This window comes from Streptomyces sp. MI02-7b (genome assembly GCF_033793585.1).
GTDB lineage: Bacteria > Actinomycetota > Actinomycetes > Streptomycetales > Streptomycetaceae > Actinacidiphila.
Window position 1 is genome coordinate 100,511 of record NZ_JARAWX010000008.1, and the last position, 23,185, is coordinate 123,695.

Sequence of the window (23,185 nt, forward strand, 5' to 3'; positions counted from 1 at the left end):
GGCCGTTCCGTCCCGCCCGCGAAGCCCGGCCCCGGAGCAGGGCATCCTCCGCCGCTTCCGGGGTATCCGGTCGGAGGCGGGGGCCAGGACCGGAGGAGGGGCTCAGTGGGTCGGTCGGTGTGGCGCAGGAGATCGCCGGAGGTGCCGGAGGTACCGGAGCGAAGGCGCCGGTCGGTGTTGGCGACGGTGGGCCGGTGGGCGGCGATGGCTTTGGCGTTCGTCGCCATGGTGGCCTTCGGGGCGGTGCTCGCCCGCGCGACGCTCTCCCCCTCGTACGCCTCCGAGGGACTGGCGCACGCCAATCTCCACCCGGGAGCCTCGCTCCGCCAGTACTACGAGCGCTACACGGTGGCCGGAGCCGTCCGCCAGGTCGGCGGGAACGTCCTGCTGGGCATGCCCTTCGGTGTGCTGCTGCCGGTACTGGCGCCCAAGGCGCGCGGCGCGCTGCGGGTCGTGGTCACCACCGGGCTGGTGATGGTCCTCGTCGAGCTCGCACAGGGCGCGGTCGTGCAGGGCCGGGCCTTCGACGTCGACGACGTGATCATGAACACCACCGGCGCCCTGCTCGGCTACCTGCTCCTCGGCCGCCGGCTCGGCCGGGTCGTGCACGCCCTGCCCGAGCCCGCCGCGACCCCCGCGCCCGAGACCGCCCCCGCGGCCAGGAGCACGCCGCGCAAGGCCGCTCCCGCCAAGGTCGGCCGCCCCAAGGGCACGCCCGGCACGAGCACCGCGCGCAAGCCCTTCCGGCCCTTGGCGACCGTCCGCCGCGGGTTCGCCAAACGCCCCTGACCGGCATGGGGTGCGTCACATTCGGGGTTCGAGCACTTCCCAGCAAGTCCGGCATTTTGATACACACGTTTGATTGAACCCCGAGTGCCGCGGGAGCGGGCGAGCATCCATGAACCACAACGAATCCCCGGACCAGCTCCACACCTTCGAGCTCGACTTCACCGAGCACGAGACGGCCCGTCGCGCCGAGGTCGTCGCCGCCCTCGGCGACGACTGGGACCCGGTCGAGGTCCTGCGCGGCGAGGACGAGGCCCACCGCCTGCTCTACTCGGGACTGGACGAGGAGCAGGAGGCGGTGCACCGCATGCTCGTCGCCGCCGGCGTCCTGCCCGCCCGCGAGGAGACCGGGAAGGACGACGGTGCTGCTTCCGATTGACCCTTCGGCGGACCCCGCCCGCCGGGCCTGGATCCCGTGCCCCCGCTGTGCGGACCACGTCGAGTGCGCCACGTGCGCCGCGGGCCACAACTGCCCCGACCACTGGCGCTACTTGCTCTCCAACCAGGGTCCCGTGGTGCACCTGCAGTGCCCTTCCTGCACCCACATGTGGTCCTGGGACAGCGGCTTCGGCGCCCGGCACCGCGCCTCCGGCTGACCCGCCCGGTGGGACCCGTTCCCCGGCAGGCGGCCCGGCGCGGGGTGTGAAACGCTCGGGAGGTGGGCTGCCCCCGTCCGCGGGGAGCAACCGTGGACCTCAGGGAGGCAACCATGGAAACCGACGCCCTCACGGCCGGAACGCTGCGGGAGCTCCGCGCGACCAGGCCGTACCCAGCGGTGTCGCTGACCATGCCTACGCACCGGCGTCCGGACAACGCCCAGGACGCGGTGCGGCTGCGCAATCTGATCGCCGAGGCCGAACGCCGGGTCGAGAACGACCCGGACGCGTCCCGCCGGACCCGGATGAACATCAAGGGCCAGCTCCAGCGGGTCGCGTCCGAGGTGGACCTGCGGCATTCCCTCGACGGGCTGGTCATGTACGCCACAGAGGAGGACCACCAGTTGTGGGTCCTGCCGCGCCCGGTGCCCGAGCGCGTGGTCATCAGCGACAGCTTCCTCACCCGGAACCTGGTCGCCGCCAAGGCCCGTGCCCGCCCGTACTGGGTGCTCGGCGTCGCCGCCGACCGCGCGAGGCTGTGGAGTGGCACGGGGCGGTCGCTCCACGCCCATGAGGGCGACGGCTTCCCCGCGGAGCCGGAACACCTGGAGTGGGACCCCGAACGGCTGGAGCAGATCGGCGACCACCCGAGCACCTTCAGCAACGAGGAGACCCGGCGCTTCCTGCGCTCCGTCGACACCGCGCTGGCCGCGCTGCTGGGCACGGACGCCCGACCGCTGTACCTGGTCGGGCTCCCCGACGCCGTCGGGCTGCTCAAGGAGGTCGGCACGGCCTCCGACGCCGCCGTGGCCACCGTGCTCAAGGGCGGTCTGGTCGACGCCCCCGAGCCGACCCTGCTGCAGGAACTCGCCCCCGCGAAGGAGGAGTTCGCCCGCCAGGAGACCCAGCGGGTCGGGGCGCGGCTCGAGGAGGCCCGCAGCCGCCGCACCTTCGCCGCCGGACTGGACGAGGTCTGGGAGTCGGTGTGCGAGGGCCGGGCCGAGCTGGTCGCGGTCGAGGAGGACTACCAGCGCATCGTGAAGGTCTCGGAGGGCCACCTGGTCCCGGTCGACGGCGACGGCGAACAGGCCGACGGCTTCGAGGGCGGTGTGCGCGAGGACATCGTGGACGAGGTCGTGGAGACCGCGCTCGACAAGGGCGCGGAGGTCGTCTTCCTGCCCCCGGACACCCTCGCCGAGCACGAGCGCATCGCCGCGGTACTGCGCTACTGACCCCGGCCCGGCCGCACTCCCGGGTGACGCGGGGGCGCGGCCGGACCCGGCCGCGGCGTGGTGCGCCGCGCGTCAGGAGGCCTCGACGGCCGCCTTGATGCGCTGCCCGAAGGCCGGCGCGTCCTTGCGGGCCGCGCTCAGGGCCAGCCCGACGAGCAGCTTGCCGACGCCGTGCCCCTCCAGCTCGTTGAAGATGCGCAGCCGCGTCACCCGCTCGGCGACCGGCTCCAGGTCGTAACCGCCCTGCGTCGCGGTGACCAGGTTCTTGGACTGCTCCGCCCAGCGGATCCGGTTGGGCGCGTCGAGCGCCGTGATCCGGAACTCCCGCCGGGTCTTCATCCCGGCGTCCTTGACCACGCTGGTGAAGATCGTGCCCACGGTGGTCGGACCCGCCGGGCTCTTCCTGATCTCCTGCACCCGGGGGCTGAACTCGGGGTCGTGCGTGCCTTCGGCGAGGTAGGCGAAGACCTCGCCCACGGACCGGCCGATCTCGACCACTGCCTCGAACTGTCCGCCCATCACGGCTCCTTGACGGCTCACCCCGGCGGCACGGACGCGCCGTCGCGGACGGCGCCCGCATGGCGCCTCTCCGTCACCATAGGTCCTCGCCCCGGCCCGGGCACCCGGGACGACCGCCCCGGCCCGCCTCACCCCCGCCCGCGCCGGCCTCGCGGACACCGGTCGCCGGGGCGGTGAGCACGCGGCGCGTACCGCACGTATGGAGGGTGGGCCCGGGTCCGCGGGTCCGCGTACGGATGCGGAAGTAGGGGTCTGGGTGAGGCGCACACGGCGTCACGTGCAGCGCGCGATACGGCTCGTGGCCGTCGCGGGAGTCGTCTGCGGCGGGGTGATGGTGTCCCAGGCCGGGGCGAACGCGTCACAGGACGGCGGCGGCGGCCACCGCGTCCTGGACGCCCCGGCCGACGGCGCGCAGAGCGTGGGGAGCGCGGCGGCCCTCGCCAGACAGCTGGAGAGCCGGCTCGGCGACTCCCGCACCGCCGGCAGCTGGGTGGACGCCCAGGGCCGCGCGGTGGTCGCCGTCACCGACGACGCGTCCGCGGCCGAGGTGACCCGGGCGGGCGCGCGGGCGAAGATCGTGCGCCACAGCATGCGCGAGCTGAGTTCGGCCGGTGACACGCTCCGCGAGGCACCACGGGTGGCGGGCACGGCGTGGTCGGTCGACCCGAGGACGAACACGGTGGTGGTCCTCGCGGACCGCACCGTCTCGGCCGAGGACTGGTCGCGGCTGAAGGACGTCGCCGACGGCATCGGGGACGCGGTCCGCATGGAGCGGACCACGGACACGTTCACCACCCGTACCGCCGGGGCCGCGCCCATCTTCACCCGGGGCAGCCGCTGTTCGGCCGGCTTCAACGTCACCAACGGCCCGGAGACGTTCCTGCTGACCGCGGGTCACTGCGGCCCGGTCGGCACCACCTGGTTCGGCGACAACCGGGGTGCCACCGGGGTCGGCACGACGGTCGCGAGCTCCTTTCCCGGTGCGGACTTCTCCCTGATCCGCTACGGCGACCCGGTCGGGGCCGACGACGACCGCGCGAGCGTGGTGAACCTCGGCGACGGACGGGCGGTGCGGATCAACGGGGCGGCCGAGGCACTGGTGGGACAGCAGGTCTTCCGCAGCGGCAGCACCTCGGGCCTGCACGCGGGCCGGGTCACCGGGCTGAACGCGACGGTCAACTATCCCGAGGGCCAGGTCGGCGGCCTGATCCAGACCACGGTGTGCGCCGAGCCCGGGGACAGCGGCGGCCCGCTGTTCGCCCAGAGCCTCGCCCTCGGCGTCACCTCGGGCGGCAGTGGTGACTGCACCTCCGGCGGCATCACCTTCTTCCAGCCGGTGACGACCGCGCTGGCCGCGCTGGGCGTCGGCATCCCCCGGGCCACGGACAGCGACGGCGCGACGCCGGGCGGCCAGGACTCCGGCGCGGCCCCGGCCTCCTCCGCGCCCGCCGGTACCCCGGGGACCGGCACGGGCGCCGGCGGCTCCACACCGGGCGGCCGGAACGAGCCGGACGGCCCCAACGGGCAGACGGCGCCCGCGGCCCCGGCCGCGCCGGCCGCTCCCGGGGCGCAGGGCGGGCAGAACGCCCCGGCGGTCCCCGGGGCCGCCGGTTATCCGGGCACGGCCGCCGACACCTCGGCCTTCGCCGCCATCAGCAGCGGCCGCGGCATCGGCCCCGGGGTGCTCGTCATCGCCATCAGTTTCCTGGGGCTGCTGGCCACGCTGTGGATCAGGCCCGCGAGCGGCGGAGGGGGGCACGCCTACCGCCGCCAGTGGAATTGACCACGGAACGGCAAAGCTTTCGCCCGGTGGGCGCGCGGCGACGCAGGATGGGGGCATGACGACCATTTCCCGTGCCCGTTCGTTCGACAAGGCGGCCGCCCAGTACGCGGCGAACCGCCCCTCCTACCCGGTGTCGCTGCTGGACGCCCTGGAGGAGGTCGCGGACCGGTCGCTGACCGGCGCCCGGGTGGCGGACGTCGGGGCGGGGACCGGGATCGCGACGGCGCTGCTGCACGCCCGCGGCGCCCGCGTCCTGGCCGTGGAGCCGGGGGACGGCATGTCCGCCCAGTTCCGCCGCTCGCTGCCGGACGTGCCCGTCGTGCGCGGTGAGGGCGACCGGCTGCCGCTGGCGACCGGCGTCATGGACTTCGTGACGTACGCGCAGGCCTGGCACTGGACGGACCCGGCGGCGTCGGTGCCGGAGGCGCTGCGGGTACTGCGCCCGGGCGGCGCCTTCGCGGTGTGGCGCAACGACTTCGACCGCTCGGCGCCCTGGCTGGCGGACCAGGAGGCCCGGCTGCGGGCGTACTTCGGGCACGGCGGCGGGGCCCTGGGCGGCGGTTCCAAGGACCGGGTGCCGGAGGGGCCGGAGTTCACCGTGCGCCGGGTGGCCTGGACGCGGCGGGTACCGCTGGAGGTCCACCTGGGGAGCCTCGGCAGCCACTCCGCCTTCCTCGTGCTCGGCGAGGAGCGGGCCCGGGACTTCCTCGCGGCCGAACGGGAGCGGCTGACCTCGCTCTTCCCGGACGGCACGGTCGAGGAGCCCTACGTCGTCACCTTGGCGGTCGCGCTCCGCTGAGCCCCCGCTCCCGGGACGGCGCCCGCCGGGGGCCGCCGCCGGTTGATGAGCACGACGCCGGCGATCCCGAGCGCCCCGCCGCCCAGTTCGATCCAGTGCGGGGTCTCGCCGAGCCACACGAAGGCGACGGCGACGGCGACCGGCGGGACGAGATAGAGCGCCGCGGTCGAGACGGCCAGCGTCGTACGGGCGACCGCCCAGCCCCAGATCACGAAGCCCAGCGCGGAGGGCAGCAGGCCGAGGTAGACGGCGGACCCGATGGCGGCGGCGGGCGCGTGGGCCAGCGCCGCCACCGTCCCCGGCGCGAGCGGCAGCAGCAGCGCCGTCCCGGACCACATGGCGTAGCAGGCGACCTCCAGGCCCGTGCGGCGGGCCAGCAGCGGCTTCGTGGCCACGTGGTACGTCCCCTGGACGACAGCCGCCGCGAGAACCACCAGGGCCCCCGCGGAGACCCGCGCGCCGCCGTGGGCGAAGGCGATGACGGCGGCGCCCGCGACGGCCACCAGGCTGCCGAGGACGATGCGCGCGGTCAGCGCCTCGCCGAGGAAGGCGGTGGCCAGCAGCACGCTGAACACGGGCGCGAACGCGACGAGCAGACTCGCGGTCCCGGCGGGGACGTGCACCTCGCCCCAGTTCAGCAGCACCTGGTAGGCGCTCATCCCGGTCAGCCCGCACAGCAGGATCAGCGGCAGGTCGCGCCCTCGCGGCCGCCGCACCCCCGCCAGCGGCGCCACGGCCGCCAGCGCCACCGAGGCGACCGCCAGGCGCAGGAACGACAGTCCCGCGACGCCGAGACCGTCGAGCCCGACGCGGATCGCGGGGAAGGCGGACGCCCACAGCACCACGGTGCCGGCGAGGGCCAGGAAGCGGGGGGAACTCTGCACGCCCTCCACTGTCCCCGCTAGGATTCAGAAGATCCAGTTACTCTTCCTATGCGGAACAAGAAGGTGAGCTTCATGCTCGACGTCCGCCGGCTGACCCTGCTGCGCGAGTTCTCCGTGCACCGCACCATCGCCGCCACCGCCGAGGCCCTGCACCTGACCGGCCCCGCGGTCTCGCAGCAACTGGCCGCGCTGGAGCGCGAGGCGGGCGTCGCCGTCCTGGAGAAGCACGGGCGCACGCTGCGGCTGACCCCCGCGGGCCGGCTGCTCGTGGAGCACGCCGAGGTCATCCTGGGCGATCTGGCGTCCGCCGAAGCCGCCCTGGAGGGCCTGCGCGGCGGAGGCCGGGCGCCGGTGCGCGTCGCCGCGTTCCCCTCCGCCGCCCGCGTCCTGCTGCCGAGGACCTGGGCACGGCTCGCCGCCGGGGCCGCCGCGGACGGCACCGGCCCGGCGGAACTGCGCATCGCCGAGCACGAGCCGGACGCCGCCGCCGGCGCGCTGCGCCGCCGCGAGACGGACATCGCCGTGGTCCACGCGTACAGCCTGCTGCCCCGCGACGTCCCCGCGGGGTGCGAGCGGCACCATCTGCTCGACGAGCCCGTGCTGCTGGCCCTCCCCGCGGACCTCGCGGACCGGCTGCGGCTGGCCGCCGGGGAGCCCGCCGACCTCGCCGGCCTTGCCGGGGAGAACTGGCTGATGCCCGGGCCCGAGACCTCGTGCCACGAGCTGACCCGGCGGGCCTGCGGAGCCTCCGGGTTCGTCCCCCGGCCGGTGGCGCTGGCCTCCGACTTCGCCGTGCTCACCGCGCTCGTCGGGGCCGGGGCGGGTGTCGCCCTCGTACCGCGCATGGCCCTCCCCGCCGCCCTGGACGGCGTCAGCCTGCACCCGCCGGCCCGCCCGGTGACCCGTACCGTCTCCGCCCTGCTCGCCACGGGCACCGCGGAGCAGCCGGCGCTGCGCCGGGTCCTGGAGTGTCTCGTGGCCGCCGCCGGGGAGGCGGCCTAGCGTGGGGCGCAGCCGCCGGCCCGCACCGATCGCAGGGAGTACCCGTGAAGAGCGCCCGACTGCTGGTAGACGCCTTCGGCCGGATCCAGGAGGTCGTCCACGAGGCCGTCGACGGCCTGTCGCCCGATGAACTGCACGCCCGCCTGGAGGACCGCTCCAACTCCATCGCCTGGCTGGTCTGGCACCTCACACGGATCCAGGACGACCACGTGGCCGACGCCGCCGGCAGCGAGCAGCTGTGGACCGCCGACGGCTGGGCCGACCGCTTCGACCTGGCCCTGCCGGTGTACGACACCGGGTACGGGCACGTCCGCAAAGAGGTCGACGCGGTGCGGGTGCCGACGGGCGAGCTGCTGACCGGCTACCACGACGCCGTCCACGACCACACCGTGGGCTATCTCCGCACCCTGCACGAGGCCGACTTCGAGCGTGTCGTCGACGAGAGCTGGGACCCGCCCGTGACCCTCGCCGTCCGGCTGGTCAGCGTCGTCTCCGACGACCTGCAGCACGCCGGCCAGGCCGCCTTCCTGCGCGGCCTGGTGGCCCGTCGCACGCGCTGAGCCGGACGGCCGCGGGGTCTCAGCCCTTCGCGGCGGCGGTCCGCCCGGACTCGTCGACGGCGCTGAGCGGCGAGGCCAGCGACTCCAGGCTGCGGCGCTCCGCGCGCACCCCGATGGCCGCCTCCACGCCCCCGGCGAGGATCATCAGCACGGCGCCGATGCAGAAGGCGAGCGTGGTGTCGGACGGCTTGCCGCTGCTGACCAGGCCGTTGAAGAGCAGCGGGCCGGTGATGCCGCCGAGGGCCGTGCCGACCGCGTAGAAGAACGCGATGCACAGCGCCCGGGTCTCCAGCGGGAAGATCTCGCTGACCGTGAGGTACGCGGCACTGGCACCCGCCGAGGCCAGGAAGAGCACGGCGGTCCAGCAGGCGGTCATCGTGAACGCGCTGAGCACGCCCTGCTGGAACAGCCAGGCGGTGCCCAGGAGAAGCACACCGGAGCCGATGTAGGTGCCGGAGATCATCGGTTTGCGGCCCACCGAGTCGAAGAGGTGGCCGAGCAGCAGCGGTCCCATGAAGTTGCCGACCGCGATCACGGCGAAGTAGTACCCGGTGTCGCCGTTCGGGACGTCGAAGAACGTGGTCAGGATGACGGCGTAGCCGAAGGTGACGGCGTTGTAGAGGAAGGCCTGGCCCGCGAAGAGGGAGAGGCCGAGGATCGTGCGCCGGGGGTAGGTGCGGGTCACCGTGCGGGCGATGGTGAGGAAGCCGATGTCGCCGCGCGGGGTGATGAGGATGCTGCCCTCCGGCTCCGGAAGCCGTTGCCCGGTCTGCTCGTGGACCTCGCGCTCGACGTCCGCGACGATGCCTTCGGCCTCCTCGGCCCTGCCGTGGACGAACAGCCAGCGCGGGCTCTCCGGCACATGGCGGCGGACGAGGAGGATGACCAGGCCCAGGACGACACCGATGGCGAAGGCGAGCCGCCAGCCGACGTCGGTGGCGAACAGGGCGGTGTTCAGCAGGGCAATGGAGGCGAAGGCGCCCACCGCCGCGCCGACCCAGAAGCTGCCGTTGATGATCAGGTCCACCCGGCCGCGGACCCGGGCCGGGATCAGCTCGTCGATCGCGGAATTGATGGCCGCGTACTCGCCGCCGATGCCGAAGCCGGTGAAGAAGCGGCACAGGATGAAGAACCACGCGGTCCACGAGAACGCCGTGACCGCGGTCGCCACGAGGTAGACGGCGAGGGTGACCATGAACAGCTTCTTGCGGCCGAGCCGGTCGGTCAGTCGGCCGAAGTACAGCGCTCCCAGGCACGCCCCGGCCACGTACACCGCCGCCGCGAGGGTGGTGACCTGGGCAGTGCTGATGTCGATGCCGCTGCCGGACTCCGCGAGGCGGCCGGCGATGTTGCCGACGATGGTCACCTCGAGGCCGTCGAGGATCCAGACCGTGCCGAGCCCGATCACGATGCGCCAGTGCCAGCGGGTCCAGGGCAGCCGGTCCAGCCGTGCGGGCACGTCCGTACGGATCGATCCCGGGGGATCGGCGTGCGCGGTCGACCCTGCCATGGGGCCACCTCCTGGCGTTCTGCGTACGGGGCGGGTTCCGCAGGCGCGCCTTCCCGCCGACCGGTCCGTTCATGCCAGGGGGATGGGCCGGCCGGGGCGGGCGGCGGCGCAGCCGGGGCGGGCGGCTCCGGGCCGGTTCGCGCGTCAATCCGAGGGGCGGGAGGGGAAGTTGGGGGGGGCATACAACAGCGACACCACTGGGCAGGAGTTTTCACCGAAGCCCCACGGAAACCACCCGGTCTCGCTAATCTCGCCGATCACGGAAGGCGCGGACCAGCCGAGCTGCCGGGCAGCCGGATCCCGCCCCGTCCGTCCCCGGCCCGACAGCCACGGAGCACCCCACGTGACAGCGCAAGAGCCCGACGGCCCCGACGGCCTCGACGACGATGAACTGGACGTCTTCCAGCCGCGACGCGCCGCCCCCGCCGCGCGGCACCCGTTCCCGGGCTTCGACGACGACGCGTGGACGCGGTCGGTGTCGCGTGCTCCGTTACGCGTCGCCCTCACCGCACCGGGCCGGGCGGAACCGGCTCCGCGGCGCCAGACGCGGGCGCTGCGACTGGTCGTGGGCACCGCGGTGGTGGCGGTGTGCGCCCTGGTCGCACCGGTGGTGTTCCACGACACGGCACCCGCGCCCGGCGAGGCCGCGGCCGAGCAGGCCGCGCTCGCCCAGCCGCCGGACGGCCCGGCGGCCGCGCCGGGGACGCCCACGACGGGAGCGGTGAGGGCATCGTCCTCGCCCCTGCCCTCCGCCCCGCGGATCCAGCCAGCCTCCACCCGGATCCCGGCGGTGACCACGTCCCCCGCGAACAGCCCCTCCGGTCCGTCCCACCGCACTCCCGCCGCGCCCCGGTCCGGCGGCGACGGCCCCCACGCACCCCGGGGGCACCGCCTGTCGCTGCGGTCCGTGAACTTCCCCGACCGCTTCTGGAGCGCGGCCGGGGACACCGGCCGCCTCGACGCCGTCGGCGCGTCCTCCACCCGCGCGGCACGCCGGGCCGCCACCTTCGTCCTCGTCACCGGACTGGCCGACGCGCGCTGCGCCTCCTTCGCCACGACGGACGGCCGCTACCTGCGGCACGAGGGCTTCCGCATCCGCCTCGACCGGCCGGACGGCTCCGCGCTCTTCCGCGAGGACGCGACCTTCTGCGCCCGGCCGGGCATCTGGCGGGGCACGGTCTCCTTCGCGTCGTACGACCATCCGGAGCGCCTGCTGCGGCACCGCGACTTCCGGCTGCGCCTCGACCCGTACCGGCACGACTCCTCGTACCGCGCCGACAGTTCGTTCCGGATCGCGCCGCCCTGGGCCGGCTGACGGGCCGTCGGCATAGCGCAGTGCGGCCGCGGGCGGGACGGGTTCGCCGATTCCCGCCGGGAGTGCGTGAGTTCGGTCCTAACGTGGGCGAACCAGCAGGGCCGAGGGGGGAGACAAGGGGTACCGCAGTGCCGAACCCGTCCGCCGGAGGGCCGTCACGGCGCCGCATGATCGAGCCGACGCGGGTCATCCCCGCACGCGAGTCCGCGGCCGCGGGCAGTTCCTGGGAGGAGTCCCTCGACCTCTTCCGCCCTGCCGACGGCGCCGCCCCGCCCCCGCGCGGGGGCGGCCCAGGCCCTGACACCCAGCCCCTGCCGCCCCCCGTCCGGCGCCCCGCCCCGGCACCGCCCCCGGCTCCTCCCGTCCGGCGGCCCCGCTCGTCGCGCACCGCCCGCCTGACCGGCCTCGGCGCCCTCGTCGCGGGCGCCGGCGCGGCCGGCTTCGGCCTCGCCCTCGCGCTCTTCTCCCCCGCCGCCGCCCCCGCCGTGCCGGTCACCACAGCGCCGCCCGCCGCGCGGACCGTCTCCGGCGTACTCCGGGAAGGCGACAGCGGCCCCGCCGTCAGCGACCTCCAGTCCCGCCTGCTGCGCATCCCCGACGTCTACACGGGCGGCGCGGTCGACGGCCGCTTCGACCGCCGCCTCACGGCAGCCGTCGCCCGCTTCCAGGTCTGGTACGGCATCCGCGGCGACGAGAGCGGCGAATACGGCGACGTCACCCGCCACGACCTCGAGTCCCGCACCCCCTGAGCCCACGAAGCACCGGACCGGCCCGGCCGCCCGCCCCGACAACCCGTGGTTCGCTCCGGCTCACGATCAGCGGCGTGCGAGCATCCCGCACCGTCACCGCACCGCGCATGCCGGACAGACTCCCGAGCGCCCCTGCCGCCCGACCGACCCCACCACCGGACGAAACCCGTCGGGCATCCCCCGAAAGGGCACGACAGCCCGGCAGCCGGGAGCAGTCCGCGACGACGGGTCCCGCCCCGCGCGCGGCACGCGCGTCGCGGTGGCCCGGTGTGATCGGGCGGCCTACCGTTTGACGATGGGATGGGCGCGTCGGAGCGGACTGGAGTGGCTGCGGGCCCGCGATCCGGGGCTGGCGGCGGTGCGGCGCTCGGCACGGGTGACCGTGGTGGCCTGCACGGGCTTCTATGCGGCGCGGTACGGGCTGGGCGACCGGACGGTGGCCATCTACGCCCTGTTCGGCGCCGTCGCGGCGGGCGGCCTGTCCTCGGTTCCCGGGACGCCGCGCGAGCGGGCGCGCACCCTGCTGGCGGCGCTGCCGGTCGGCATGGCGCTGGTGGCCCTGGGCACGGTGCTGGCCGCGCACGCCTGGACCGCGGCCCTGGGGATGCTGGTCGTCGGCTTCCTCGTCTCGTTCAGCGGGGTCGGCGGCCCGAAGCTGGTGGGCCTCGCCAACGGGCTGCAACTGTTCTACATCCTTCCGTGCTTCCCGCCGTACGCGCCGTCGACGCTCGGACACCGGCTGGCAGGCCTGGTGGCCGGGATCGTGCTGACCTGCGTCGCGGAGGTATTCCTGTGGCCCGCGCCGTGCCCGGGCCGGTACGAGCACCGGCTCGCGCGGGCGGCGCGGACGGCCGCCGACGCACTGTACGGGCTGGCGGCGGACCCGCCCCGCCGCCGGGACCCGGACGCCCTGCTGAAGGCATCGCAGCAACTGCGGATGAGCCACGTGCCGACCGACGAGCGCCCCGCGTCGGCGTCCGCACGCGACCGTGCGCTGTCCGAGGCCGCCTCGCAGATGCGGCACCTGCTCGCGCAGACGCGGCAACTGACGGAGTCGGCCGACGAGGGGGCGCCCCCGCCCGAACCGGCCGCCATGGGACTGCTGCTGACCTCGGCGGCGGCCTGCGAGGACGTGGACCGCGCGCTGACCGGCCGGGCCCCGCCGCCCATGCAGGCCGTCTGCGGTGCCGCGGCGAGCGCCTTCGAGTCGCACCGCGTACGACCGCGCGGGACGGGCACGGACTCCGCCACGATGGTGCGCAACGGCGCGCTCGCCCTGGACATCACGCACACGGCGGACTCCGTCGTCACGGCGGTCCGGATCGCGCTCGGCGCCCGCATCCCCCCGGACAGCACGCCGCCCGGGGCCCGGCCCGGGGCCTTCTGGTACGCCGGGCGCCCCACGGCGGAGCTGTACTACCACCGGCTGCGTGCCCATCTCACGCCGCGGTCGGTGTACTTCCAGAACGCGGTGCGCATCGCCCTGGCCCTCGCGGCGGTCCGGCTGGTCGTCGGCGCGCTCGGCCTGGAGCACGGCTTCTGGGCGCTGCTCACCACGCTCACCGTGATGCGCACCAGCGCCGTGGACACCCGTACCGCGCTGTGGCCCGCGCTGCGCGGAACGCTCGCAGGCGCCGTGATCGCCGCCGGGATCCTGTACGTCGCGGCCGGGACGCCGCTGGTGTACGCCGCGCTGCTGCCGCCGTGCATGCTGCTGGCCTTCGCGGCGGGCTCGGTGCTCGGGCCCGGCTGGGGCCAGGCGTTCTTCACACTGACCGTGGCGGCCGCGTTCACCCAGATCGCCCGCAGCGGGCCCGAACTGGCAGCCGCCCGCGTGCTGGACGTACTCACCGGGGCCGTCACGGGTGCCGTCGTCGGCCTGCTCGCCTGGCCGCACGGCGGAACCGGCGAACTGCGGCGCGCCTGCGCGCGCGTCCTCGATCAAGGCTCCCGCGCGGTCGCCGACATCACCGAGACCATCACCGAGGGCGCGCGGGCCACCGACTCGCTGCCGCGGGTCCGGCTCGCCCAGCTGATCTTCGAGGCGACCTACGCCCAGTACGCCACCGAACGGCACGGTCCCCGGCAGGCGTCGTCCGGGGACACCGACTTCCAGGTGATCATGCTGGCCGGGAACCGCGTCATCACGATGGGGCAGATCCTGCTGGACAACTGCCCACCGGGCGCGCTGTCCGCCTGGCCGCTGAGCGCCGCGCACCTGCGCGACGCCGCCCATCACCTGCGGGGCATGGCGCTGCCGTTCAGCTACGACCTGCGCCTGGGCCGCGAGCGCCGCTCCCCCGGGGACCCGGAGCCCGGCGAGGTGCCGACCGACCGCACGGTCATCCACGACGTCTGCACGGCCTCGGCGGGCCGGGCCCCTGACCCGCTGCTGTACTACGCCGTCGACGCCGCCATCTGGCTGGCCAGTCTCCAGGCCGCGATCACCGCGGCCCGCCCGGCGCCCGCCGCTCCCGACTGAGCGCGCTCGGCAGTTCGGCGAGCAGGTCCGGGTTGACGACGGCGAGGATCGCCGCGACGTCCTCGCGGGAGGCGGCAGGCCACAGGACCGCGCGGGCGGCCCGGTACTTGGCGGCGAGGCGTTCGCGCGTGGCGGGGTCGAGGCGGGCGGCGCGGTCCGCCCGGCTGTTGTGGGCGTTGTCGGCGATCTTGACCAGCGTCGCGTCCCGGCTGCCGGTGATCGTGCGCAGCTTGTCCTCGTAGGCGACGCCCGGCTGGTTGGTGACCTGCTCGACGACGGCGACGACGCGGTCGGGAACCCCCACGGCACGCAGCCGCCCGGCGGTCCATGACGTGTCCTCGATGACGTCGTGCAGCAGACCGGCCATCTGCAGCTCGGGCCCGAAGGGCGCGAGCCCCGCGGCGACGGCACGGACGTGCTCGACGTACGCCACGCCGATGCGATCGGTCTGGCCCTCGTGCGCGCTGCTCGCCAGCGCGTCGGCGTCCTCGACGCTGTTCACCCTCACGGCACCCCATCCTCCGGGGCGCCGCCCGGCCCGTCCAGCGCCTGCGGCGAACGCCCGTCGGGCGGCGCGGCCGTGCGCGACCGGGGTGAACCGGCGCCGGCCGGCGCCTTGGCGCCCGGGACCGCACCGGCGCCGCCGGGCGCGGCAGCGGTGAGCGGCCGTCCCCAGGCTCCACGGACCGCGCGATCACCCCCCGGGGGGGCGAACGCTCGTCCGCCCCTCCCGCGGATACGCGTGCCAGAACGCACGGACAGGGCCCTCCCCCGACCGGCCTCCAAGGCCGCGCCCCGCGGCCCCCAGGAGCCACCGACGACGCGATCAGCATTCGCGGCGGAACGTCGCCGGAGCACCCGGCGGCCGACGCGGGCGCCGGACCGGGACATGCGCCCGCACCCCGCCGAGAGCCCGGCTCGCCCAGTCGCCTCACGGGGCGGGCCTGGCCCGCCCGCAACCGGCGCGGCCCGGCCCGGCCCGCCGCGGCAACGGCCCGCGCGGACGCCGGAACCCCGTGCCGCGCTCGACCCCATGAGACAACCGGCCCCGACGCGCGCGAGCCGGGCGGGTGGCCCGAAAGCGCGGACCGCCCGCCCGGCCCCACCGGGGACCCGCCACGCCCCGCCGCTAGAGCAGTCCCTCCGCGACCGGCCCGAGGGAGAGGACCGGCAGGAAGTTGAGCAGCGCCAGGACGAGTGCGGCGCCGGTGGCGAGGACGACGAAGTTGACGCCGTAGGGCCGCAGGGTGCCGACCGTGACCACGCCGGGGCGCTGCCGGGCGAGGCGCCCGGCGAGGGCGAGCACGAACACGATCGGCAGGTAGCGGCCGATCAGCATGGCGGCCACCATGAGCAGGTTGTGGAAGTCGGTGGCCCCGTTGAACCCGGCCATCGCGCTGCCGTTGCTCGCCGTGTTGCTCGTGTACGCGTAGATCAGTTCGCTGAGCCCGTGCGGTCCCGCGTTGCCCATCGACGCGCGGCTCTCGGGCAGGGCGACCGCGATCGCGGAGCAGACGAGGATCGCGGTGGGCGCGACCAGGGCGTAGAGCACGACGTGCCGCATCTCGCCGAAGCCGATCCGCTTGCGCAGGTACTCGGGTGTGCGGCCGACCATGAGCCCGCCGATGAAGACCGCGACCAGGACCGCCATGAGCAGGCCGTACAGCCCGCTGCCGGTGCCGCCGGGCGCGATCTCGCCGAGCATCATGCCCGCGAGGAGCACGCCTCCGCCGAGGCTGGAGAAGCTGTCGTACGAGGCGTTGGCCGCGCCGTCGGCCGACGCGGTGGCCGAGACGCCGAACAGGGTGCTCGCCGGGACGCCGAAGCGGGTCTCGGTGCCCTCGGTCTGGCCGCCGACGGCCGCCGTCACGGTCCCGGTGTGCATGCTCTGCGCCAGGTTGCCCGCCACCAGCAGCAGGCCGAACAGGACGCCCACGACCGTGAGCAGGGTCCAGCTCTGGCGCAGGCTGCCGGCCATCCGGCCGTAGGTGCGGATGAGCGCGGTCGGGATCAGCAGCATGAGCACGATCTCGACGGTGTTGGTCCAGGCGGAGGGGTTCTCCAGGGGGTGGGCGCTGTTGGCGTTGAAGAAGCCGCCGCCGTCGCCCGACAAGAGTTTGATCGGCTCCCAGGAGCCGACCGGGCCCGCCAACTGGTCGGCGCCCGACAGGTGCTGCGGCACGCCGAACGCCATGAGCAGCAGCCCGGAGACGACGGCCAGCGGCAGGAACACCCGGAGGACCGAGCGGATCAGGTCCACCCAGAAGTTGCCCAGTTCGTCGGCGCCGTGCCGGACCAGGCCGCGGACCAGCGCGAGGGCCGCGCAGATGCCGACGGCGCCGGAGGCGAAGGCCTGGGTGCCCAGGCCCGCCATCACGGCGAGGTGACCGGTGGTGGACTCGCCGGCGTAGTTCTGCCAGCTGGTGTTGGTGGTGAAGCTGACCGCGGTGTGCAGGGCGAGCGGCCAGGGCATGCCGTCCCGGCCGAGCGACCACGGCAGCCGGTCCTGGAAGGTGAAGAGCGCGAAGAGGGCGGCGATGCTCGCGGCGGAGAAGGCCAGGAGCGCGAACAGGTAGTGCCGCCAGTTCTGTTCGCGGTCGGGATCGATGCCGCACACGCGGTACAGCAGCCGTTCGGGGGCGAGGTGGCGCCCGCCGTCGAGGGCGCGGGCGAGGTAGTCGCCGAGCGGTACGTGCAGGCCCACGACGACGGCGATGACGAGGGTGGCCTGAAGCCAGCCGCAGACGGTCATGCTCAGGCTCCCTGGAGCGGACGGGCGCGGTCGAGCGCGTTGTTGAGTGCGACGACGTCGACGGCCGGCTCACCGAGCACGCCGAGCGCGCGGCCCGTGGTGAACCGGGCGACGAGGGCGCGGACGCTGCTCTCGGGCAGGCCGCGCTCGCGGGCGACACGGGGGGCCTGGAGGCGCGCGTAGGCGGGGCTGATGTCCGGGTCGAGGCCGCTGCCACTGGCGGTGACGGCGTCCGCGGGCACCACGGGGCGGGCCGGGGCGTCGCCGCGTACGGGGACGACGACGGCCTGGGACCAGTCCGCGTCCGGGGCGGCGCACACGACGGCCACACCCTCGTACGAGGCGGCGAACGGCCGTGCGGGGCACGGCTGGTTGAGGCTGACCACGCGTTCCACGGCACCGGTGGTGCCGCCCGCGCGGAAGACGCCGAGCACAGCGCCGACGCCGTCGGCGGTGCAGTAGGGGCGCGAGCCGTCGACGTGCTCCAGCTCGCCGACCGCCTTGCTGCGCGTGCAGACCTGGGTGAGCAGGCTCGGCTTGTCCGGGGTGTCCACGACGCTCTCGGGGCCGAGGTTGCCGGCCGCCGAGGCGGCCGGGTCGTAGCCGGCGCCGGCGTTGGAGGGCCGGGACTGGAAGTAGCCGGGCAGCGGGCGGCCCTTGGTGTCGGTGTACGACCTGCCGAGGGCGGTGCCGTGGGCGGTGTGGCGTAGCCCTGGCAGCTGTCCGAGCGCGGTCATGCCGAGCGGGTAGGCCAGGCCGACGAGCAGGGTGAGCGCCACGACGACCCGCACGGCGGCCAGGTGGTGGGCCGCCCAGTGCGGGAGGCGGGTGAGGGCAGGCATGGTCAGATCCCGGGGACGAACTGGACGAGGGCGAGGTCGATCAGCTTGATGGCGAGGAAGGGGACGACGACGCCGCCGAGGCCGTACACCCACAGGTTGCGGGTGAGCAGGGCGGACGCCGAGGACGGCCGGTAGCGCACGCCGCGCAGGGCGAGCGGGATGAGCGCGACGATGACGACGGCGTTGAAGACGACGGCGGACAGGATCGCGGAGGCCGGCGAGTGCAGCCGCATGATGTTGACGGCGTCGAGGGCGGGGTAGACCCCGCCGAACATGGCCGGGAGGATCGCGAAGTACTTGGCGATGTCGTTGGCGATCGAGAAGGCCGTCAGCGCCCCGCGCGTGATGAGGAGTTGCTTGCCGATCTCGACGATCTCCACGATCTTCGTGGGGTCGGAGTCGAGGTCGACCATGTTGCCGGCCTCCTTGGCGGCCGAGGTGCCGGTGTTCATCGCCACGCCGACGTCCGCCTGCGCCAGCGCCGGGGCGTCGTTGGTGCCGTCACCGGTCATCGCGACCAGGTTGCCGCCTTCCTGCTCGCGCTTGATCAGGGCGAGTTTGTCCTCGGGGGTGGCCTCGGCGAGGAAGTCGTCCACCCCCGCCTCCTCGGCGATGGCGCGGGCCGTCACCGGGTTGTCGCCGGTGATCATGACGGTGCGGATGCCCATGCGGCGCATCTCGTCGAAGCGTTCGCGCAGGCCGGGCTTGACGACGTCCTTGAGGTGGATGACACCGAGCACCCGGGCGGGGCCGTCGGCCCGGCGTTCGGCCACCGCCAGCGGGGTGCCGCCGGAGGCCGACACCTGCTCGACGTACACGTCCAGGCCGGCCGGCACCGTGCCGCCGCTGTCGCGCACCCATCCGGCGACCGCCGACGCGGCGCCCTTGCGCAACTGGCGCCCGCCCCGGGGCAGGTCGACCCCGGACATGCGGGTGACGGCACTGAACGGCACCCACTCGGCGTCGGGCAGATCGAGTTCGTCGGCCCTGTGGTGGTTCAGCGTGAAGTGCTCACGGGCGTGGGTGACGATCGACCGGCCCTCCGGGGTCTCGTCGGCGAGGCTGGACAGCAGGGCGGCCTGGGCGAGCTGCTCCGGCTCGACGCCTCCGATCGGCAGGAACCCGCTCGCCTGCCGGTTGCCGTAGGTGATGGTGCCGGTCTTGTCGAGCAGCAGGGTGTTCACGTCGCCCGCCGCCTCCACGGCGCGTCCCGACGAGGCGAGCACGTTGCGCTGCACCAGACGGTCCATGCCCGCGATGCCGATCGCCGACAGCAGGGCCCCGATGGTGGTCGGGATGAGGCAGACCAGCAGGGAGACCAGGACGATCCCGGTGACGCCGTCGGCGGTCAGCGCGGTGCTGTCGGGAGCGGCGCCGGTGATGCCCTTGGAGAAGATCGCCATGGGCTGGAGCGTCACGACGGCGATCAGGAAGACGAAGGTCAGCATGACCAGGAGCAGGTTGAGGGCCAGCTCGTTGGGGGTCTTCTGCCGGTTGGCGCCCTCGACCAGGGCGATCATCCGGTCCAGGAAGCTCTCTCCGGGTTCCTGGGTGATGCGTACGACGATGCGGTCGGACAGCACCTTGGTACCGCCGGTCACGGCGGAGCGGTCGCCGCCGGACTCGCGGATGACGGGTGCGGACTCCCCGGTGATCGCGGACTCGTCGACGCTGGCGACGCCCTCGACGACGTCGCCGTCCCCGGGGACCAGTTCGCCGGCCGCCACGACCACCCTGTCGCCGCGGCGCAGGGCGATCGCGGGGACGGTCTTCTCCCCCGTCGCCGTCAGGCGGCGGGCGGTGGTCTGCCTGCGGGTGCGGCGCAGGGAGTCGGCCTGCGCCTTGCCGCGGCTCTCGGCCACGGCCTCGGCGAGGTTGCCGAAGACGACGGTGAGCCAGAGCCACGCGGTGATCAGCCACGCGAAGAGCGAGGAGTGGGCGACCGCGAGCCCGGTGGTGAGGGCCGCGCCGATCTCGGTGACGAACATGACCGGGTTGCGGAACAGCGTGACCGGGTTGAGCTTGCGCAGCGCCTCCGGCAGGGCGAGCCACAGCTGCCGGGGATCGAGCAGCCCGCCGCCGACACGGCGGCCGTGGTCGGGACCGGGCGGTTCCGCCGCGCTCTGCGCGGCCGGTCTGACGGGGGCTGGGGCGGTGGTCATCTGAGCTGCTCCGAGGAAAATCGAACCATGGTGCCGAAACGGCATGGCACCTCCGGGCAGGGCAACGCGGGGACGGCACCTGCCCGGAGGGCGAATGAGGGGCCCCAGGGGGCCGGGCTACTGCGGACGTGTCAGCGGATCCACAGACACAGGGCGTCGACGAGGGCGAACGCGCCGGTCACCCGCAGGACGCCCATGATCTGGGAGCCGAATCGGTCGGGCGACGCGTCGGGGTCGTCCTTGACGGCGGGGGCGGCGAACCGGGGGTCCACCGTGAGCGCGGTGACACCGAGCGGCCGGGCCATCGAGCGCAGCGCGGACTCCGACAGGTCGATCCATTCCTGTTCCGCGCCGAGGGTCGCGGTGAGGCGTTCCGGTGTGGTGAAGGCGACCGCGGTGCGGTCGCCCAGCGGCGTGCGGAACATGCGCGCGACGGGGCCGACCGGTCCCGGCCGGACGGGGACGCAGAGCGTTCCACCGGCTCCGGCCGGGACGGGTTCGCAAGGCTCGGGATCGTCCTCGGACGCGGGCTCGGTCATGGATTCCTCCAGGAGGGGCGGCAGGACCCCGGTCCGGGCACGTCGGACCGGGGCGCACCAGGACGCTATTCCCGGGGCACGGGGGGTGACGGCCCTCCCTGACGGGACGTTGACGGCACCCGGGGAAATGTTGACGCCCGGGCCGCGGGCGGATCAGGGGTGCGTCAGGCCCCGGGACCGCGGCGTCAGGATCGCGACAACGGCCGTCGCGGGCCGGCGGCACGGCGTTTGCATGGAGCCATGCGTGAGTCCCGCGAAGACCGTGTCGTGGTCGGTGTCAGCGGATCCCTGGGCAGCCTGGCGGCACTCCACCGGGCCGTCGAGGAGGCCCGCCGCCGGTCGGCGGCCCTGACGGTGGTGATCGCCTGGGAGACCGTGGGCGTCGACTTCGGCTCCAGCAGGCCGCCGTCGCCTCCCCTGCTCGACCGCTGGCATTCCCTGGCCCGACGGCAGTTGTTCGCCGCCCTGGACACGGCCTTCGGCGGCAGCATCCCGCTGGACCCGCCGCTGCGCCCCGTCATCGCCCTCGGTCTGCCCGGCCCCACGCTGGTGCGGGTGGCCGACCAGGAGTCCGACCTGCTCGTGGTGGGCACCGGTTCGCACGGGCCGCTGCGCCGCCTGCTGTCGCCGTCGGTGGCCCGGCACTGCCTGGACCACGCCCGGTGCCCCGTCCTCGCCGTGCCGCCGCCGCCCCTGATGTCGGAGCTCGTCGAGGCGCGGCGCCGCGGGTCACGGGCGCGACTCGGCCTCGGACGCCGTCCGCACGGCTCGATCACCCTGTGAGCCCGGCCTCCTCCAGGTCCAGGGCCCGCTGGACGGCTCGCCGGGTGGCGTCGCTCACCTGGCCGGACTCGTACAGCCGCCGCAGTTCGCCGTTCTGCACGCCGATCAGGGTCCGGCGCAGGTCCCGGTGGGCGGTGACGGCCTCGGCGGAGACGGCGGCGCGGTCCGCCCCGGGGCTCTCGTCCGCTTCGTCCAGTCCGGCCTCCAGATGGCGGCGCAGCTGGACGACGACCGACGCCGGAGCGGCCTCGAGGTCGTCGAGCTGGTCGAGGTAGCGCAGCCCCGCACGCGACAGCGCGTCCCGTGCCCGGGCCTCCTCGCGGGCGGTGTGCTCCGGTTCCAGGGCGATGCCCGAGCGCCGTACCACCGGGGCCAGGGTGAAGCCCTGGACGACGACGGTCAGCACCACCACGCCGGTCGTCAGGGTGAGCACGAGCGAGCGGTGCGGCAGCGGTGCCCCGGCGGAGGTCAGTTCGGGCACCGACAGCGCGGCGGCCAGCGGCATGACCCCGCGCGTACCGGCCCACGAGGTGACCAGCGGCACCCACCAGGACACCGGGCCGTCCTTGCGGCGGTGCTGCATGACGGCCGAGAGCGGGAAGACCCACACGAGCCGTACCACGACGACCGTGGCGGCCACCGCGAGGACGCCGGTCAGCAGCGGCAGGCCCCGCTCCGACGGGTCGAGTTCGCGCACGAGCGTGGGCAGCTGGAGGCCGATGAGCGCGAACACGACGTTCTCCAGGAGGAAGACGACGGTGGCGTAGACGGCGTGGATCTGCAGCCGTATCGGCGCGTTCGTGATCCGGTGCCCGGTGCTGCCCAGCACCACGCCGGCCAGCACGACCGCCGTGACCCCTGAGGTGTGCAGGTCCTCGGCGAGCACGTAGACGCCGTACGGCGTGACCAGCGCGACCACCGTCTCCAGCACCGGGTCCTCGGTGCGCCGGCGGATCAGCGTGACGAGTCCGGCGACGGCGGCGCCGACCAGCGCGCCGCCGCCGCCCAGTTCGAGGAACCGGCCCGCCGCGGCGGGCGTGAGCAGCGAGCCCGAGGCGACCGCCGCGCCGACGGCGACCTTGAACAGCACCAGGCTGGTGGCGTCGTTGAAGAGGCTCTCCGACTGCACCAGTACCTTCACCCGGGGCGGCAGCGACAGCCGGCGCCCGAGGGCGGTCACGGCGACCGGGTCGGTGCTGGCGAGGACCGCGCCCAGCACCAGGGCCATCGGCCCGCCGAGCGGCGTCACGGAGGCCGCCACGGCCGCGACGGCCGCGGCCGAGGTCACCACGAGCCCAAAGGCGAGGACCGTGACCGGGCGCCACACGCGGCGCAGTTCCCGCCAGGAGATCTCCTCGGCGGAGGCGTACAGCAGCGGGGGCAGCACGACGACACTGATCACCTCGGGCGCGACGTGCACCGCGGGCACCCACGGCAGCAGTCCCACCAGCAGCCCCGCCACGACCAGGAGCGAGGGCGCGGGAACCCGCCAGTGCCGGGCGCCGGTGGCGACGGCGGTCGCCAGGGCCACCAGCAGGAGAACGGCGGTCAGGACGGTCATGTGAGGGTCCCCACGGGAAGGAGTTGCTGCGGCTGCTGCGCACTTACCGCCGACCAGACTTCCCGGCACACCGCGGTCGAATCTACCCGGCCCGGGCGCCCGTCCGGACCGCGGGGGGAGGCGGGGCGTTAAGAAAGCGTCAGGATTGCGCGTCAGCCGTATGGAGCGCGTCAACGCCGGGCCCCGGCGGTCCGCGGGACCCTCCGCCCGGCGGCTCGTCCCCCGGCACGGCGCGGCCGCTCCCCCGCGCGCCCCCGAATCCCGCTCCCACCTGCGGAGTTGATCACGTGCGGGGCGACGGCGGCCTCCGGCGCCGCGCCGCCCCGGGC

General features: G+C 74.7%; 21 protein-coding genes. 12 read left to right on the top strand and 9 right to left on the bottom strand.

Translation table 11 applies throughout. The features are described 5' to 3' along the window. The first annotated feature begins 204 nt into the window (after window positions 1–204). From PV364_RS15315 to PV364_RS15330, 4 genes are all read left to right on the top strand, one after another. Window positions 205–789: a VanZ family protein gene (locus PV364_RS15315; protein WP_319660490.1), complete on the top strand. Its 585-nt coding sequence runs from the start codon at window positions 205–207 to the stop codon at window positions 787–789. A 109-nt stretch (window positions 790–898) separates the two neighbouring features. Further along, window positions 899–1,165 carry a DUF6400 family protein gene (locus tag PV364_RS15320; protein WP_319660491.1) on the top strand — a complete coding sequence of 89 codons (267 nt, stop codon included), beginning with the start codon at window positions 899–901 and terminating at the stop codon, window positions 1,163–1,165. Continuing rightward, window positions 1,152–1,382 carry a hypothetical protein gene (locus tag PV364_RS15325; RefSeq protein ID WP_401973983.1) on the top strand — a complete coding sequence of 77 codons (231 nt, stop codon included), beginning with the start codon at window positions 1,152–1,154 and terminating at the stop codon, window positions 1,380–1,382. Before PV364_RS15320 ends, PV364_RS15325 begins: the two co-directional genes overlap by 14 nt. Window positions 1,383–1,495: 113 nt before the next feature. After that, a complete protein-coding gene (locus PV364_RS15330; RefSeq protein ID WP_319660493.1) occupies window positions 1,496–2,614 on the top strand; it encodes a chemotaxis protein in 1,119 nt (372 codons plus the stop codon). Window positions 2,615–2,686: 72 nt separating this feature from the next. Here the strand turns inward: PV364_RS15330 and PV364_RS15335 are convergent, their stop codons facing one another. Further along, window positions 2,687–3,133 carry an SRPBCC family protein gene (locus PV364_RS15335; RefSeq protein ID WP_319660494.1) on the bottom strand — a complete coding sequence of 149 codons (447 nt, stop codon included), beginning with the start codon at window positions 3,131–3,133 and terminating at the stop codon, window positions 2,687–2,689. A gap of 256 nt (window positions 3,134–3,389) precedes the next feature. On the opposite strand from PV364_RS15335, the gene PV364_RS15340 reads away from it, so the two are divergent. Beyond that, window positions 3,390–4,916, top strand: coding sequence for a S1 family peptidase (locus PV364_RS15340; RefSeq protein WP_319660495.1), 1,527 nt, complete (start codon window positions 3,390–3,392; stop codon window positions 4,914–4,916). Window positions 4,917–4,971: 55 nt separating this feature from the next. After that, complete coding sequence (locus PV364_RS15345; RefSeq protein ID WP_319660496.1) at window positions 4,972–5,715, top strand: class I SAM-dependent methyltransferase; 744 nt, start codon at window positions 4,972–4,974, stop codon at window positions 5,713–5,715. On the opposite strand, the gene PV364_RS15350 is transcribed toward PV364_RS15345, so the two are convergent. After that, a complete protein-coding gene (locus tag PV364_RS15350) occupies window positions 5,682–6,599 on the bottom strand; it encodes a DMT family transporter (RefSeq protein WP_319660497.1) in 918 nt (305 codons plus the stop codon). The genes PV364_RS15345 and PV364_RS15350 overlap by 34 nt on opposite strands. A gap of 48 nt (window positions 6,600–6,647) precedes the next feature. On the opposite strand from PV364_RS15350, the gene PV364_RS15355 reads away from it, so the two are divergent. Together PV364_RS15355 and PV364_RS15360 are read left to right on the top strand one after the other, a co-directional pair. Beyond that, on the top strand, window positions 6,648–7,601 hold the full coding sequence (locus tag PV364_RS15355) for a LysR family transcriptional regulator (protein ID WP_319660498.1): 954 nt from the start codon (window positions 6,648–6,650) through the stop codon (window positions 7,599–7,601). 44 nt (window positions 7,602–7,645) lie between these two features. Then, a complete protein-coding gene (locus PV364_RS15360) occupies window positions 7,646–8,161 on the top strand; it encodes a mycothiol transferase (protein ID WP_319660499.1) in 516 nt (171 codons plus the stop codon). Between the two features lie 19 nt (window positions 8,162–8,180). Here the strand turns inward: PV364_RS15360 and PV364_RS15365 are convergent, their stop codons facing one another. After that, a complete protein-coding gene (locus tag PV364_RS15365; RefSeq protein WP_319660500.1) occupies window positions 8,181–9,671 on the bottom strand; it encodes an MFS transporter in 1,491 nt (496 codons plus the stop codon). Between the two features lie 343 nt (window positions 9,672–10,014). On the opposite strand from PV364_RS15365, the gene PV364_RS15370 reads away from it, so the two are divergent. The 3 genes from PV364_RS15370 (at window position 10,015) to PV364_RS15380 (ending at window position 14,217) form a co-directional block, all read left to right on the top strand. Beyond that, a complete protein-coding gene (locus tag PV364_RS15370) occupies window positions 10,015–10,986 on the top strand; it encodes an AbfB domain-containing protein (RefSeq protein WP_319660501.1) in 972 nt (323 codons plus the stop codon). 167 nt (window positions 10,987–11,153) lie between these two features. Further along, the gene (locus PV364_RS15375; protein WP_319660502.1) at window positions 11,154–11,735 is read left to right on the top strand and encodes a peptidoglycan-binding domain-containing protein; all 582 of its coding nucleotides are present in this window, start codon (window positions 11,154–11,156) and stop codon (window positions 11,733–11,735) included. Window positions 11,736–12,030: 295 nt separating this feature from the next. After that, window positions 12,031–14,217: an FUSC family protein gene (locus PV364_RS15380; protein ID WP_319660503.1), complete on the top strand. Its 2,187-nt coding sequence runs from the start codon at window positions 12,031–12,033 to the stop codon at window positions 14,215–14,217. On the opposite strand, the gene PV364_RS15385 is transcribed toward PV364_RS15380, so the two are convergent. The 5 genes from PV364_RS15385 to PV364_RS15405 all read right to left on the bottom strand — a co-directional run bounded on the left by PV364_RS15385 (window position 14,180) and on the right by PV364_RS15405 (window position 20,512). Next, the gene (locus PV364_RS15385; protein ID WP_415924560.1) at window positions 14,180–14,725 is read right to left on the bottom strand and encodes a phosphohydrolase; all 546 of its coding nucleotides are present in this window, start codon (window positions 14,723–14,725) and stop codon (window positions 14,180–14,182) included. The two genes, PV364_RS15380 and PV364_RS15385, sit on opposite strands and share 38 nt — an antisense overlap. Before the next feature lie 621 nt (window positions 14,726–15,346). After that, window positions 15,347–16,969, bottom strand: a complete 1,623-nt coding sequence (kdpA, locus tag PV364_RS15390) for a potassium-transporting ATPase subunit KdpA (protein ID WP_319660504.1) — start codon at window positions 16,967–16,969, stop codon at window positions 15,347–15,349. A 2-nt stretch (window positions 16,970–16,971) separates the two neighbouring features. Further along, on the bottom strand, window positions 16,972–17,811 hold the full coding sequence (locus PV364_RS15395) for a potassium-transporting ATPase subunit C (RefSeq protein WP_319660505.1): 840 nt from the start codon (window positions 17,809–17,811) through the stop codon (window positions 16,972–16,974). Between the two features lie 2 nt (window positions 17,812–17,813). Beyond that, on the bottom strand, window positions 17,814–19,973 hold the full coding sequence (gene kdpB / locus PV364_RS15400; RefSeq protein WP_319660506.1) for a potassium-transporting ATPase subunit KdpB: 2,160 nt from the start codon (window positions 19,971–19,973) through the stop codon (window positions 17,814–17,816). Window positions 19,974–20,104: 131 nt separating this feature from the next. After that, window positions 20,105–20,512: an SAV_915 family protein gene (locus tag PV364_RS15405; protein ID WP_319660507.1), complete on the bottom strand. Its 408-nt coding sequence runs from the start codon at window positions 20,510–20,512 to the stop codon at window positions 20,105–20,107. Window positions 20,513–20,752: 240 nt separating this feature from the next. On the opposite strand from PV364_RS15405, the gene PV364_RS15410 reads away from it, so the two are divergent. After that, window positions 20,753–21,295, top strand: a complete 543-nt coding sequence (locus PV364_RS15410; protein ID WP_319660508.1) for a universal stress protein — start codon at window positions 20,753–20,755, stop codon at window positions 21,293–21,295. On the opposite strand, the gene PV364_RS15415 is transcribed toward PV364_RS15410, so the two are convergent. Continuing rightward, window positions 21,285–22,856 carry a Na+/H+ antiporter gene (locus tag PV364_RS15415; RefSeq protein WP_319660509.1) on the bottom strand — a complete coding sequence of 524 codons (1,572 nt, stop codon included), beginning with the start codon at window positions 22,854–22,856 and terminating at the stop codon, window positions 21,285–21,287. The genes PV364_RS15410 and PV364_RS15415 overlap by 11 nt on opposite strands. Between the last annotated feature and the right edge of the window lie 329 nt (window positions 22,857–23,185).